This window comes from Gordonia sp. GONU (assembly GCF_024733855.1).
Classification (GTDB): Bacteria; Actinomycetota; Actinomycetes; order Mycobacteriales; family Mycobacteriaceae; genus Gordonia; species Gordonia amicalis.
This window is the reverse complement of record NZ_JANRHB010000016.1, coordinates 37,531-51,331: the sequence shown is the minus strand read 5'-3', so window position 1 is coordinate 51,331 and position 13,801 is coordinate 37,531. Positions and strand designations below refer to the sequence as shown.

Here is a 13,801-nt window from a genome sequence, read left to right as displayed (position 1 = left end):
TGCGGTCGTGGTGGGTGCCGGGGCTGCCGGCCGCGCGTCAGGTCCCGGCGAGTTCGGCGTCCACCTGGTCGTCGGTCAGGGCCACGACGCCGAGGAAGATCTCGGCGACGCGCGTGACGCGCGGGCCTTCGAGGGCGGTGAGCCGTTCGGCGAGGCCTGCGATGGTCCGGTGACCGAAGATGTCGGCGACCGACAGGCGCGGGGCGTCGAGCCAGGTGCGCGACAGCGCCACGAGGCGGGTGGCCTGCACCGAGTCGCCGCCGAGCGAGATGAAGTCCTCGGTGACACCGATCGGCCGGACCGGCAGCACGTCGGAGAAGATCACGACGAGCGCCTCCTCGAGCGGAGTACGCGGTGCGACGACCGCCGGGCCGCTGTCCGACGGGTCGACGAGGGTTGCCAGTGCCTTGCGGTCGTACTTCCCGTTCGCCGTGAGGGGCAGAGCATCCAGCACGGCGATCGAACGCGGGATCATGTGCGGCGGGAGCGTTTCGGAGAGTCCGGCGAGGATCTCGTCCTCCCCGATCCGTGCGCCGGCAGGGACGACCGCGGCACGCAGGTCGCGGCCGTCGGACCAGGCGACCGCCGAACCGACCTCGTCGAGCCCGAGCAGTCCGGCTTCGACCTCGCCGAGCTCCACACGGTAGCCGCGCACCTTCACCATGTGGTCGGCGCGGCCGAGGAAGTCGAGGAATCCGCCGGGTAGATAGCGGGCGAGATCACCGGTCCGATACCACGTCTCGCCGTCATGGTGGACGAAGCGATCCGCCGTGCGCTCGAGATCGCCGCGATAGCCGTCGGCGACGCCGGCACCGCCGATCCACAGTTCACCGGGGACGAGGTCGGGACGGTCACGGCCGGTCTCGTCGACGACCCGGCACCGGACGCCGCGCAGCGGAACGCCATAGGGCACGAACGCCATACCGGCGGGCACGTCGTCCGCTTCGCAGATCGTGGAGTGGATGGCGGTCTCGGTGGTGCCGCCCAGGCCGGCGACCCGGCAGTCGGGCAGCTGTGCGGCGACCCGGTCGAGCAGCGACACCTCGACCTTGTCACCGCCCATGATGATCACCCGCATCGACGCGGGCAGCGAACCGATGTCGAGGATCATGCCGAGGATCGACGGCACGCAGTTGAGCACGGACACCGAGTGTTCGGTGAGAAGCCGCACCCAGTCGTCGACCTTGGTGCGCTCGTCGTCACCGGGCACCACCACGGCGCCGCCGACGGCCAGCAGTCCGAAGATGTCGAAGACGGAGAGGTCGAACTCGAGCGAGGAGACCTGGAGGCTGCGATCACGCTCGTCGAGCGAGTAGCGGTCGAGGAGGTCGGTGAGGGTGGCCACCGCGGCACGATGTGGGACCTGGACGCCCTTGGGCAGTCCCGTCGATCCGGAGGTGAAGAGGATGTAGGCCAACGCCTCGCCGGACACCTCTGCGGGCTCGGCCGGTGCCGCGGTTCGGGCATGTGCGATGTCGATGACGGCGGGTCCGTCGCCGTCCGCCCAGGCGCCGACATCGGCGGTGAGCACAGCGCGTGGTCCGGCGATGGAGACAATCCGGGCCCGGCGGGCCTCCGGTTGCGTCGGCGCGATCGGTACGTAGGCGGCGCCGACGGCGAGCACGGCGAGTGCGGCGACGACCTGGTCGCCGCCCTTGGGCAGGTGGACGACCACGGTGTCCCCGGTGCGGAGGCCCGCCGCGGCGAGTGCGCCCGCCACACGGAGTGCGTCGTCGGTGAGCTCGCCGTGCGTCCAGGTGTGGTCATCGGTGATGACCGCCGGATACGCGGACCGCTGCGCCGCGCGGCCGAAGATCGTGCCGTGCAGGGTGCCGTCGAAGACATCGGTGGCAGGGAGCGGGTGCTCGACCGAGCGACGTTGTGTACGAACCTCATCGGCGACCGGATCGGGCGCGGCCAGGTCCCACTCGCCGTCGACGAGGAGGCCGAGGAGACGGACGTAGTAGTCGAACATCGCGCGGGCGGTGGTCTCGTCGAGGTCGGACACCCGGACGTCCCAGTTCAGGAGCAGGCCGCCGGCGATCTCGGTGACCTGTGCGTCGAGCAGTACCTGGGGACCCTGTGAGACGATCCACGTGGGGTCGCCGAGTACGTCGGTGGACTGCGCCGAGAAGAGGTCGCCGAGCCCGAGCGCGCTGGTGAACACGACCGGCGAGACGACGGATTCGCCTCGTGCACGCCCGAGTTCGCGGAGGACGTCGAGGCCGCTCATCGAACCGTGGGCAGCGGCGTCATGCATTGCCGAACGCATCTGATGTGCGCGCTCGGCCAGCGTCGCCGGTTGGCTCAGGTCGACGTCGACGAGGATCGAGGAGGTGAAGTCGCCGACCACGCGTTCGACATCGGGGTGGATCTGCGGACGGTCGAACAGCGGAACAGTCAGCAGGAAGCGGGAATTCGCGGAGTGCGTGCCCACGGCCTCGGCGAAGACCGCCGCCACCGCAGCCGCGGGGGTGACGCCCCGGCGATGGGCGTGTTCCTCGAGTCGTTTCCACTCGGAGGCGGAGACCGAATGGTGGAGGCGGACGCTGCGCGGTTCCACCTCGCCGCGGGCGGCGCGATCGTCGACTGGGAGTTCGGGGGGTCCGGGCAGGTGGGGGATGCGCTCCCGCCACCATGCGAGGTCCTCGTCGCGGATCTCACGGGACGTCCGGTCGGCCGTGATCGTCGCGAAGGTGACACCGAGCTCCGGCAGGGTCTCTCCGCGGTAGAGACGCGCGAAATCGTCGACGAGCACGCGGTAGCTCATGGCGTCGGCCGCGATCATGTCGACGTCGAGGTGCACGCGGGTGGAGCCGTCCGGAAGCAGGCTCAGTTCCGCGCGGATGACCGCGCCCTCCTCGACCGGGAGGGCGCGATGCGTTCCGTGTGAACGCTTTTCGGCGAGGATCGCGTCGACCGTCGCGGCCGGCCGGCCGCGGAGGTCGTGGACGGCGATGGCCTCCGGATGTGCGGGTCCGACGACCTGGGTGCCGTCGGGGAGTACGCGGATCCGCAGCATCGGATGACGCTCCAGCAGCGCGCTCATGGCGGTGGTGAAGCGGTCCGGATCGATGTCGTGACCGTCGAATTCGATGTAGAGGTGCGCGGCGACGTTGCCGAACGCATGGCTGTCGGAGCGGCCGATCCAATACGCGTGCTGCATCGGCGCCAACGGGAAAGGTGCTGTGGGGTCGACGTTCTCCGGGGACTCGTCGGTGTCTGCGGTGGTCGCGGGACTTCCGATGAGTGCAGTCCAGGCGTCGAGTGTGGGTGCGGCGGCCAGGCGGGCGAAGTCGATGTCGATGCCGCGTTTGCGCCAGGTGCCGGCCAGTCGCATCATGCGCAGGGAGTCGAGTCCCTGGGCGATGAGGTCCTGGGTGGGGTCGAGGGACTCCGATGTCACGCCGAGAGCGCCGGCGACCTCGGCACGGATGACGGCAGGGTCGGCGAGATCGGTGATGGTGGATGTCATCTCGGAGTTCGTGGCCATCAGTCGAAGTGCCTCTCGCGGTTCGGGAACGTCGTCTACTCGTGTACGCCAATTTAGGGTAGGGTATACTAACTAATCGCCGCGACCAACGTCTGCCGGCGACAAAACTTAGGTTAGCCTAAGTTATGAACCGCCATGTCGCCAAATGATCTGAATCACGCTTCGGTGGGCAGTCGACCGCCCCTTGTGCGTTACAAAGATTAGGCTAACCTACCCATGGGTGGTGGGCTGAGTTCGGTCGCCGCGACCCACGCGATTCGCGCGCTCCGGCGCAGTGGACGCCATTCGCCAGATTTACGAGACAGCCGACGCCGCGGTCGGCGAGAACGGGGAACGAACATGTCGCAGAGCAGCGTGGTCCTGGAGGAGGCCGGCTCCACCAATACCCTGGCAGCAACTGTCCGAGAGGCGATGTCGGCGGGGAACACCACGCTGTCCGTGCTCGACTCCGACACCGGCGAGTGGGTGACCGCGCCCTGGCGCGAGGTCCACGCACGCGCCGAGCAGATCGCGGTGCAGCTGCTCGCCGACAGTGAGCTCCACGAGCCGCTCGCCGTCGGACTCATCGGCGATCCCACCGTCGACCTGATCGCCGCGATCCAGGGTGCGTGGCTCGTCGGAGTGCCGGTGAGCATTCTGCCCGGACCCATCCGTGGAGCCGACGAGGACCGGTGGGCGCAGGCCACCTACTCGCGATTCGTCTCGATCGGTGTCGGCACCGTCCTGGGCAGCGGCTCCCAGCTCGACCTGCTGTCGAAGGTCGACGGTCACCTGAGGATCGCGCGGGTCGCCGAGTTCGGTGTCGCCGCCGACACCACCGACTTCGTCGCCCGCAACGTCAACAGCAACACCGTCGCTGTCCTGCAGGGCACCGCCGGGTCGACCGGTGACCCCAAGACCGCGGTGCTCACGTCGTCGGCCGTGTACTCCAACGCGATCGAACTCGTGAGCCGCCTCGGACTGCACCGCACCCGCGACACGGGGTTCAGTTGGCTCCCGCTGTACCACGACATGGGCCTGATGTTCCTGCTCGCCGGCATGACCACCGGCATCTCCACCTATGTGTTGCCGAACACCGCGTTCGCCGCCGCGCCGTTCAAGTGGATGCAGTGGCTGACCGAGACGAAGGCCACCGTGACGGCCGCCCCGAACTTCGCCTACGACATCCTCGGTCGCTACGGGAAACTCCTGCGCGACGTCGACCTGTCGAACCTCCGCGTCGCGATCAGCGGCGGCGAGCCGATCGACGCCGACGCATTCGACAAGTTCCTCGAGGCGACCGCGCCGTTCGGTTTCGATCGCTCGGCGGCGGCACCCGCCTACGGCATGGCCGAATCCGCTTGTGCCGTGACGATGCCCGCGGTCGGCGAGGGCGCACACTACGACGAGGTGACGGTGACCCCGCCCGGCGGCGGCGAACCCATCCGACGCCGGTACGCGATCCTCGGAAAGCCGCTGGGCGGCATGCAGATTCGGATCGTCGAACCGAATATTGACGTTCCCGCCGTCGACGGTCGTTCCGTGGGCCACGTGGAGATCCGTGGTGCCTCGATGATGCGCGGCTACCTCGGCAGCGCCGATCTCGGTGCGGGGGAATGGTTCTCCACAGGTGACCTCGGTTATCTGATCGACGACCGCCTGGTCATCTGTGGACGGGCCAAAGAGGTCATCATCGTTGCCGGACGCAACCTGTTCCCGATCGAGATCGAGCGCGCGGCCGCCGAGGCCGCCGGCGTTCGGCGTGGCGGCGTGGTCGCGATGGCGCGGGGCGAAGGGTCGTCGCGTCCGGGCCTGGTGATCGTCGCCGAGTACAAGGGTTCGGACCCGGAAAAGGCTCGTGCCGAGGTCATGTCGGAGGTCGCATCGGCATGCGGGATCATGCCGGCGGACGTGATCTTCCTGGCCCCCGATTCGGTTCCACGTACCACCTCGGGCAAGATCCGTCGCCTCGAAACCCGCCAGATGGTCGAGGACGGGACGCTCGGATCGGTCGAGCAACAGTGAGCCAAGTGGTGACAAGAGGTCGTGGATGGCAGGGCGCCGTCCTCAAGCTGCTGGGCGGCGACGACTTCCGGCTCACCGTGACCGGCTCCGAGGTGGTGACCGAACACTATGTGCGTCTGACCTTCAGCGGCGGCGGTCTCCTCGCGAAACGAGCACTGCACCCCACGATGTGGATCCGGATGTGGTTCGACGACGCGGGCAAACTCCACCAACGGGGGTACACCCTCGTCGACGCCGACCCTGCCGCCGACACCTTCGGCATCGAGTTCGCGATCCACGACGGCATCGCCGCCCGCTGGGCGCAGCAGGCGCAGCCCGGGGACACGATCAACGCCACCGTGATGGGTTCGAAGTTCGCCATGCCGGCCGACGTCCGCGGGTGGGTCATGGCCGGTGACGCGGCTTCGCTCCCGGCGATCAACTCGCTGCTCGACGCCATCGAGGCATCCGGTCGCCCGGAGACGCCTGCCACGATCTGGTTGGAGTATCAGCACGAGAGCGACAGGTCCCTGCCGCTGCGTGCTCGTGCGCACGACACCGTCCACTGGATCGCCCGTGAGCGCGACGGGGCCGCACTCGTCGACGCCGTACGCTCCGCGGCCTTCGATGCGAATGGCCACTTCGGTTGGGTCGCACTGGATTCGGTCAGCACCCGCGCGGTGTCGGCGACGCTGAAGAACGACTACGGAATCCCCAAGAAGTCAGTGAAGGCGCAGGCCTACTGGATTCCGGGCAAGTCCTTCGCCTGACCCTTCGAGACGCTCGCGAGCTCGCTCTTTCTGCTCCTTGAGTAGCCCGGAGCTTGCGAAGGGCGTATCGAAAGGACTCTTCGAGATGCTCGCAGGCTCGCTCCTCAGGGAGCGGTCAAGCGAGGTCGAACACCACCGGGGCATGATCGCTGGCGCCCTTGCGTTTCCGCGCCTCGCGGTCGATGTGCGCGCCCATAACGCGTGTGTCGAGCGCGGGTGAACAGAACGCGTAGTCGATACGCATGCCCTCGTCGCGCGGGAAGCGCAACTGTGTGTAGTCCCAGAACGTGTAACCGGGGGCGTAGGGGAGCGCGGAGTCGACCAGACCGCCGTCCAGGAAGCGCTGCACCGCTGCGCGTTCCGGAGGTGTGACATGGGTGCGTCCCTCGAAGTATTCGCGGTCCCAGACGTCGTCGTCGGTCTGGGCGACGTTCCAGTCGCCGGCCAGCATCATCTCGACGGCCGGATCGTGAGCCAGCCGCAGTGCGATGTGGTCACCGAGCGCGTCGAGCCAGCGCAGTTTGTACTCGTAGTGCGGATCGTCGGGCGTACGTCCGTTGGGGACGTACAGACTCCACACGCGCACCCCGGCGCACACCGCGGAGATCGCGCGAGCCTCGCGGATCGGCTGGTTGTCGACCGGATAGGTGGGCACGCCGTCGAAGGCGATCTCGATGCCGTCCAGGCCGACCCGCGACGCGATCGCGACCCCGTTGTAGGCGCCCTGCCCGATGTGTGCCACGTCGTAACCGGCGGCCAGGAAACTCATCAGCGGAAACGCGTCGTCGTGACACTTCGTCTCCTGCATCGCCAGCACGTCGATGTCGGCCTGCTCCATCCACGCGACGACCGACTCCGATCGCGCCCGAATCGAATTGACGTTCCAGGTGGCGAAGCGCATGCAGCGTTCCTCGATCATGGTGGTGGCCGATGTCGGGTCCACCATAATGTGGCCGGTCGGCCTGCAGGGTCACCGGGGGTTGGCGGCCAGCTCTACGGCGCGTTCGAACGACCGGACGCGGTGTCGGGCCACGTCGTACCCGGTCCGGGCGAGCAAGGCGTCGCGGAACTGGGTGTTGAACCGGCCGGCGATCCCGGCCCACCAGGGCTTGTGGCTCCGGGGCAGATCGGCGAGCAGCCGGTCGGAGGCGACGGTGAAGACCGGGGCGAGCCGGAGGTAGTCGGGCCGGAATTCGCGCAGATCACGGTTGGGATAGCGGTCGAGACGGACCTCCGCGAGCGCCCGCGGCAGATCGGCTTCGATGTGTGCCGAGACCCCGGCCAGCAGTCCTTCCATGACCGGCAGATGCGGCTTCTCCGGGCTGACGATCTCGCAGGTAGACCATGCGACCCGCCACGGTTCCTCGACGTCGCCGCCGTTCCGGTAGGCGTCTAGGTTGCGGGCGAAGTAGTCGTGGAAGACCGGGATGATCGCGAGGACCCAATCGGGGTGGGTCAGTCCCAGTTCGAGACGTCCGGTGGCCGCGTCGATCATCGTCTCGGTCACGTACTGGTAGACGCGGGCGAACCACTGTTTCGGGTCGTTGGCGCCGGCGAGCTCGTCGGCGATCTCCTGCTGTAGGTCGCGGATCGCGAGCGCGGACGCCACGAGTTCGTCGAGGTCGTCGGGTTCGCGGGGTGGGCTGGTGCTCGGGGGAGTGAGCGTCGCGTCGTCGAGCTCGCCGGCGATCGACGCCATCACCTCGAGGGACCGTTGCACCTCTCCGCGGATCTTGCGGGCCATCACATGAGAGAGAACACCGGGGAAGAGGGTCATGTGGACGGTCCAGTGCACCTCGACGCCATCGGGGGTCTCGACGACGCGCTGGTGACCGCGGTGGTCCACCAGCAGAGGACCACCGTCGTAGACGCGGTACCTGAATGTCGTTGGGAACTCCGCATCTTCGATGACCTCGCGCAGTTTGACCCGTCCTCCCGGCAGCGTCACCATGCGCAGCGCGCCCGGGGTGTCGAGTCGATCCTGCGGGCCGCTGGACAGCGGGCTGATCGGTGCCGTCGACCACCGGCACATCTGCTCCGGATCGGTCAGCAGATGCCATGCGGCCTCGGGGGTGCAACGGAGTTTCTGGCGGAGGGTGAAGGTGGCGGTCATGCGACGGTCTCCAGGTGGCCCTTGTCGGCGGCGTCGTAACGGGTGGACATGATGTGCTCGAGGTCGATGCCGAGTTGCATGGTGACGAGCTGTAGTTCGCGATGCGCGACCTTCCGCTCGGAGCCGAGCAGTCCGGCGCCGCGCGCCATCTCGCGAGAGCGCACGACGGGTCGCGCCAGGGTCACCAGGTGATGCAGCGGCGTGGACCGCAAACCCATTGCGGCCGCGACCTCGTCGTCGACCCAGCGGGTCGACACGGAGGCGAACAGGCTCCGGAGGAATGGCCGGGACAACCGGTGCACCGCGTTGTTGAGTGGCTTGGGCAGTCGGAGATCGGTTCGGTACCCGTCGTCGAGGAGTGCCTGGACGAGCAGCTTGGACTCCTCCGGTGGGGTCAGGTGGAATTCGCGTCCGATGTGGTCCGTCCGCCGCGCGTCGGCGAAGCTCTTCGGGAGCCGGTGCTCGTCGACGCCCATCACCCAGCCGATCCAACGCCACAGATGGGTGATCGCCTCGAGTTCGGCCTGGGAGTACTGGATTCCGAAGTCCTTGGCGACCCGGAGTGGCAGGACGAGGAAACCGGCGGTGATGGTCAGCTGTGAGTACGTCTGGTTGATCGGTACGCCCCACTGATCGTCGTCCCATGTCTCGCCCGCGTGCAGGTGGTGGCGAATGATGGCGTGCACCAAGCGGATTCGCAGCGTCTGCGACCAGCCGGGGTTGCCGGGTTCCATCATTCCGGGGGCCGTGGCGAGGGTGACCCACCGTCCGGTGGCGACGACGCGGTCCCAGGTGCCTTCGGTGAATCGGCCGGTTTCCACCAGGGGCCGGGTGAATCCACGGGCCTGATATCCGTAGATCAGCGACTGGTACAAGGTGCTCGACTGCAGCGAACCGAAACGCCACCACGCCTCGGCGCCGGCGCGTGCGACGGCCGGATCGAACCACGGCGGTGTATGGGCGGCCTGGTCGAGGAACCGTTGCAGGGCGGGTGGGGCGTCGGCGCCCAGGGTCGGATCGTCGACGGCGGCGATGATCTGGGGCCACGCCCACCCCTCGCCGGCGAACATCTCGGCGATGACGGCGTCGGCGGCGGGGTCGCCCACCATCAACCCGTCGGCCATCGCGTCGACCTGTTCGGGATGGGCGGACCTCACCTCCGTCCAGTTGCGGGCGCCGGTGATCGAGGCGGCGCGTTGCGGTGTGACGGTACTCATGGCGTTCATAAAAAGACAGTGTGTCTTTTTGATGGGTTGTGGTCAAGGGTTGCGGGCGTTCGCCCTGCTGTCGACGCCTTCGAAACCGGACCAGATGAGGAGATGGAGGTGATCGACCAGCGTCGACCGCGGGATCGACCGGGTGCGCGACCACCAGCTCACCGTCGACGAGACCGCGCCCACGAGCGCGTGCGCCCAGGAATCGGCGGGGGCGTCGTCGCCACCACGTGCGCGGAAGCCTGCGCGCAGGATCTCGGCGATCGCGCTGACCACGGCCCCGGACTCCCCGTCGGCGGACTGGTCGAGCCGGCCGGTGAGGAGCTGGGCGAGTTGGGGTTCGGTGTCGAACCATTCGGCCAGGATGTCGATGGCGGCGCGCGTCTGATCGGCCGGTTCGATGGTTCCGCTGACCACGACGGTGAGCTTCTCCACGATCTTCCGCGCATGCCGCGCCGCCAGGGCATTCATGAGCGCGTCCCGGTCGGCGAACGCCGCGTACACCGCCGAGCGGGTGAGTCCGGCCGCCTTGGCGACCTCGGCGAGTCCGACCTCCGCCCCGGAGCTGCGGATCGCGGCCTCGGCCGCGTCGAGTAGCTCCTCGCGACGGGCGTCGAGGTCCACCGGAGGGCCGGGAGGGCGGCCTCGGCCGCGTCGTGCCGGTTCTGTAGTCATCTCCGCCCCAGGTTACGACGGTCCGACGCCATGGTGGGCCACGACCCGGCGTGGCCTGATCAGCGGAGGTTCGACAGGTCCGTGATTGCCACACCCGCATCGGACCAGCGGGAGCGCACCTCGCCCAGACGAGAATCCGAGGTCGACAGGATCACCGCGAAGGTGCGTCCACCATCTTGATACTCATCGCGGTAGAACTCGACGGACTGCGCGAACCATGTGAAGCCTGCGTCGTCGGAATCCAGCAACCGATGCGCCTGGGCGATGTGGACGACGATCGTCGACGGGGCGTCGCCCTCGGCGGCTGCGGTTTCGAGATCCCGCATGCAGTCGTCGAAAGCATCCTTGTTGCGCCCGAAGTGGTCCGGGAAATCCCAGACGCGGGCGAAGGAGGTGTACAGGCCACCGAGGTCGGTCGCGGTGGCGCCGCTGACCGTGCGGATGCGGGTGTCGGGCTCGAGATCGGGAAGTCTCGGCGCGGTCGTGACGGCGACGGCGGGGCCGTCTTGGCCTACGCCGGCGAGGAACGCGCGGAGGTCCTCGATGAACGAATCGTCGTGCGGCGCGGTCATGACGGTCCTCGGATCTGGATGAACGAGCGGTAGTGGTCGGCGGTGTACCAGGCGGAACCGTCACTGCCGGTGACGATCCGCTCGGCATCCCGGCCGCGGTTGGGGGCCTTGGGATTCACGTCCCACTCTCGGTATGTGATCCGGCGGTCGTTCGCGTCGGTGGCCGGGAGATGACCCTCGTTGTTGCGGAAGGTCATTCCGCCCTTCGTGCCCGGCGCCCGGGCGGCCTCGGGCCATTCGCCCGCGTCGATGTACGCCAGCGTGCGGGTGACGTGCGCCGGAATCGATGCGGGAGCAGGTGTTTTCGAGGTCTTCGACGCCCTGGAGGTCTTCGTCGCCGTCCGGGCCGTGGACGTCTTCGGCCTCGACGTCTTGGTGGTGGTCGTCCTGATTGTGGTCGTCTTGGTTGTGGTCGCGGCCTTCGATGCCTTGGACTTCGTGGCCTTGGTCGTGGACGACGCCGCAGCCGTACGCATGTCGTCCGCGCTCGAGTCGCGGCTGTTGTTGATGAACCACGTGATCGCGAAGACGAGCCCGATGATCACGAACGCGGCCACGGTGATCGCGGCCTGCCGCCGGCGCTGGGCGACGCTGGGCGTCGAACGGGAACGTGAACGGCGGGCCATCAGTGGTCCTCGGTGGGGATGTCCTCGGTGGGGATGTCGGTGGAGGGGATCTCGGGGGTCAGGTAGCGGTAGGCGTGGTGGAGGCCGAATCCGAGCCGCCGATACCACGCTCCGGCAGAGCGATTGGTGGTCTCGACCTGCAGACAGGCGGCGTCGGCGTCATTCTCGGCTCCCCAGGCCACCAGTTCGGCGAGCACCTGGGTGGAGAGGCCGGCGCGGCGTCGTGCGGGGTCGGTCCACAATGCGGAGAGCCCCAGCCACTTCCGGCCGTCGGCGGCCTGGGTGACGATGCCCCGGCCGATAGCTGCCGCGGTGCCGCCCGCATCGATCGACGCGAACACCAGCGGTTCGTCACCCGCTGTCACCACCTGCCGGACCACGTCGGTGTCGGCGTCGGCTCGGTGTCCGGCGTAGGCGTCGAGCCACGCCGCATCCGGTTCGTCCGCGAGCCGCACCGCGTCCGACCGTGAATCGGCGAGGCGCTCGGTGAGTGACGCGAGGTCGCAGGTCAGCGTCTGTACCTCGATGTCCTCCACGCCGCCGATGGTCGATGCCTTCATCAGCCGGTCGGGCAGCGCCAGGAGCGGCGGCAGGTCGCGGTCGGCGTACCAGCGAGCGATCCGCTGCAGCGTGGTCGCGTCGGGATGGGCCGACATGTCCAGTGGGACAGCTGAATTGGCGCGGCGGGTGAAGCCGAGTCCGGCGCGGAGGAACCAGCCGGCGATCCATGCGGTCTCCACGCCGGGCCAGGCACGGGCCGCTGCCTCTTCGAGTGTGCGGATCTCCCTGTTGCGCACCGGACGTGCCGAGAGGAGCCGGACCGATGTCACCGTCGCGACTGGGATCGACACCACCTCGCCGTCACGCTCGAGCCGCAAGGGATCCGCGTCGTCGACGAGGATGCCGGTCACATCCGACTGTGCGGCATCGGGATTGCCGCGCCAGTCGGCGGGTGTCGTGGAACCCAGCAGATAGCGCACGACGACCCGGTCGCCGACGACGGCACCCGACAGCGAGACAGTCACCTGGTGGGTCAGTCCTCGTCTTCGTCGTCGTGCCCGAAGGGGTCGGCGACGGTGCCCGGCAGCCAGGTCAGCCCGGGGACACCCCATTTGTTGCGCTTGATGGCCTTCTTCGCGGCCCGCGCGTTGCGGCCGACGAGCACGTCGACGTAGAGGAACCCGTCAAGGTGTCCCACCTCGTGCTGCAGCATGCGGGCGAAGAAGCCGTTGCCCTCGATGACGACCTCGGCGCCGGTCCGGTCGACGCCGGTGACGCGTGCCCAGTCGGCGCGGCCGGTGGGGAACTGCTCGCCCGGCACGGACAGGCAGCCCTCGTCGTTGTCGTCGGGATCGGGCATGGTCTCGGGGATCTCGGAGGTCTCGAGGACCGGGTTGATGACCTCGCCGCGGCGTCGGGTGGCCATGCGGTCGCCGTCGGGGCAGTCGTAGACGAACATCCGGGACCCGACCCCGACCTGGTTGGCCGCCAGCCCCACGCCACGGGCCGCGTCCATGGTCTCGTACATGTCGTCGAGGAGGGTGATGACCTCTTGCGACGGACGGCCGTCCGCGTCGAGCGGGACCGGGGAGGTGGGCTGGTGGAGCACCGGCTCGCCCACGATGCAGATCGGGAGAATCGCCATGCCGATCACCCTATAGCTGCTCAGGGCGCCGGAACGACGCCGGGTACGGCGCCACAGTCCGGAAATCATCCGATTCCCCGGATCGACGTGAACGTGGTGAGGTGAGGCTTACAGCGACAGCTCACGCGTGGTCTCGACCGACCGAGCGTCGTGGCGAGTCACAGCGCGATCGGACGGCGTGACCGTGGTTAGATTGTCTGCGAACCACACTGTTGTGATTCGTCGCCATGTCCCGGAATCTCGAGTCGGTCAACTCGGGTCGGTCCGCCGGCTCGGCGCACGTCGGCGACGGTGTGAGGGTCATCAGGTTTCATCGGTGAGGGAGTGAGATGGACGGCGCAGTCGCGCGTAGCCAGAACGAAGGCGATCAACCCACCCCCGACAACGGAGCCCAGCTCGATCCGCACGAGGTCGGTGCGGACGGACTGACGCGCAGGGAACACGACATCCTGGCCTTCGAGCGGCAGTGGTGGAAGTACGCCGGCGCCAAGGAAGAAGCGATCAAGGAACTGTTCGGTCTCTCGGCGACCCGGTACTACCAGGTGCTCAACGCGCTGGTGGACCGTCCTGAGGCGCTGGCCGCGGATCCCATGCTCGTCAAGCGACTCCGCCGTCTCCGTGCGTCGCGCCAGAAGGCCCGCGCCGCGCGTCGTCTGGGCTTCGAGATCACCTGAGACGCTGACCCCGGTCAGCCACCCGAGGTGCGTTAA

Annotated in this window: 12 protein-coding genes; 3 read left to right on the top strand and 9 right to left on the bottom strand. The window is 68.3% G+C overall.

Annotation, left to right across the window (positions count from 1 at the left end):
* Positions 1-37 precede the first annotated feature (37 nt).
* Entirely contained in the window at positions 38-3,493 is a 3,456-nt protein-coding gene (locus NWF34_RS15465) for a non-ribosomal peptide synthetase (protein ID WP_096272910.1), read from the bottom strand.
* A 339-nt stretch (positions 3,494-3,832) separates the two neighbouring features.
* Between NWF34_RS15465 and mbtM the strand changes: the two genes are divergently transcribed.
* Both mbtM and NWF34_RS15455 read left to right on the top strand, forming a co-directional pair.
* Complete coding sequence (gene mbtM / locus NWF34_RS15460; protein ID WP_024500263.1) at positions 3,833-5,497, top strand: long-chain-fatty acid--ACP ligase MbtM; 1,665 nt, start codon at positions 3,833-3,835, stop codon at positions 5,495-5,497.
* On the top strand, positions 5,494-6,246 hold the full coding sequence (locus tag NWF34_RS15455; protein ID WP_024500262.1) for a siderophore-interacting protein: 753 nt from the start codon (positions 5,494-5,496) through the stop codon (positions 6,244-6,246). The genes mbtM and NWF34_RS15455 overlap by 4 nt, the downstream gene beginning before the upstream one ends.
* A gap of 115 nt (positions 6,247-6,361) precedes the next feature.
* On the opposite strand, the gene NWF34_RS15450 is transcribed toward NWF34_RS15455, so the two are convergent.
* From NWF34_RS15450 to NWF34_RS15415, 8 genes are all read right to left on the bottom strand, one after another.
* Positions 6,362-7,147 (bottom strand): exodeoxyribonuclease III, encoded by a 786-nt coding sequence (locus NWF34_RS15450; protein WP_024500261.1) that lies wholly within the window; start codon positions 7,145-7,147, stop codon positions 6,362-6,364.
* A gap of 69 nt (positions 7,148-7,216) precedes the next feature.
* On the bottom strand, positions 7,217-8,359 hold the full coding sequence (locus NWF34_RS15445; protein ID WP_096272912.1) for a DUF5995 family protein: 1,143 nt from the start codon (positions 8,357-8,359) through the stop codon (positions 7,217-7,219).
* The gene (locus NWF34_RS15440; protein ID WP_375295676.1) at positions 8,356-9,576 is read right to left on the bottom strand and encodes an oxygenase MpaB family protein; all 1,221 of its coding nucleotides are present in this window, start codon (positions 9,574-9,576) and stop codon (positions 8,356-8,358) included. Before NWF34_RS15440 ends, NWF34_RS15445 begins: the two co-directional genes overlap by 4 nt.
* A 42-nt stretch (positions 9,577-9,618) precedes the next feature.
* Positions 9,619-10,248, bottom strand: coding sequence for a TetR/AcrR family transcriptional regulator (locus NWF34_RS15435; protein ID WP_024500258.1), 630 nt, complete (start codon positions 10,246-10,248; stop codon positions 9,619-9,621).
* 59 nt (positions 10,249-10,307) lie between these two features.
* On the bottom strand, positions 10,308-10,820 hold the full coding sequence (locus NWF34_RS15430) for a barstar family protein (protein ID WP_024500257.1): 513 nt from the start codon (positions 10,818-10,820) through the stop codon (positions 10,308-10,310).
* Positions 10,817-11,446 carry a ribonuclease domain-containing protein gene (locus tag NWF34_RS15425; protein WP_024500256.1) on the bottom strand — a complete coding sequence of 210 codons (630 nt, stop codon included), beginning with the start codon at positions 11,444-11,446 and terminating at the stop codon, positions 10,817-10,819. The genes NWF34_RS15430 and NWF34_RS15425 overlap by 4 nt, the downstream gene beginning before the upstream one ends.
* The gene (locus NWF34_RS15420) at positions 11,446-12,471 is read right to left on the bottom strand and encodes a GNAT family N-acetyltransferase (protein ID WP_024500255.1); all 1,026 of its coding nucleotides are present in this window, start codon (positions 12,469-12,471) and stop codon (positions 11,446-11,448) included. The genes NWF34_RS15425 and NWF34_RS15420 overlap by 1 nt, the downstream gene beginning before the upstream one ends.
* 8 nt (positions 12,472-12,479) lie before the next feature.
* The gene (locus tag NWF34_RS15415) at positions 12,480-13,091 is read right to left on the bottom strand and encodes a peptide deformylase (protein ID WP_024500254.1); all 612 of its coding nucleotides are present in this window, start codon (positions 13,089-13,091) and stop codon (positions 12,480-12,482) included.
* Positions 13,092-13,420: 329 nt separating this feature from the next.
* Between NWF34_RS15415 and NWF34_RS15410 the strand changes: the two genes are divergently transcribed.
* Positions 13,421-13,765, top strand: coding sequence for a DUF3263 domain-containing protein (locus tag NWF34_RS15410; protein ID WP_024500253.1), 345 nt, complete (start codon positions 13,421-13,423; stop codon positions 13,763-13,765).
* Positions 13,766-13,801 lie beyond the last annotated feature (36 nt).

What these genes read in the sequence shown, in the direction of transcription:
- NWF34_RS15430 (WP_024500257.1), bottom strand. Translation starts at nt 10,820, where the DNA reads ATGACCGCGCCGCACGACGATTCGTTCATCGAGGACCTCCGCGCGTTC.
- NWF34_RS15435 (WP_024500258.1), bottom strand. Translation starts at nt 10,248, where the DNA reads ATGACTACAGAACCGGCACGACGCGGCCGAGGCCGCCCTCCCGGCCCT.
- NWF34_RS15440 (WP_375295676.1), bottom strand. Translation starts at nt 9,576, where the DNA reads ATGAGTACCGTCACACCGCAACGCGCCGCCTCGATCACCGGCGCCCGC.
- NWF34_RS15410 (WP_024500253.1), top strand. Translation starts at nt 13,421, where the DNA reads ATGGACGGCGCAGTCGCGCGTAGCCAGAACGAAGGCGATCAACCCACC.
- mbtM (WP_024500263.1), top strand. Translation starts at nt 3,833, where the DNA reads ATGTCGCAGAGCAGCGTGGTCCTGGAGGAGGCCGGCTCCACCAATACC.
- NWF34_RS15425 (WP_024500256.1), bottom strand. Translation starts at nt 11,446, where the DNA reads ATGGCCCGCCGTTCACGTTCCCGTTCGACGCCCAGCGTCGCCCAGCGC.
- NWF34_RS15450 (WP_024500261.1), bottom strand. Translation starts at nt 7,147, where the DNA reads ATGCGCTTCGCCACCTGGAACGTCAATTCGATTCGGGCGCGATCGGAG.
- NWF34_RS15465 (WP_096272910.1), bottom strand. Translation starts at nt 3,493, where the DNA reads ATGGCCACGAACTCCGAGATGACATCCACCATCACCGATCTCGCCGAC.
- NWF34_RS15445 (WP_096272912.1), bottom strand. Translation starts at nt 8,359, where the DNA reads ATGACCGCCACCTTCACCCTCCGCCAGAAACTCCGTTGCACCCCCGAG.
- NWF34_RS15415 (WP_024500254.1), bottom strand. Translation starts at nt 13,091, where the DNA reads ATGGCGATTCTCCCGATCTGCATCGTGGGCGAGCCGGTGCTCCACCAG.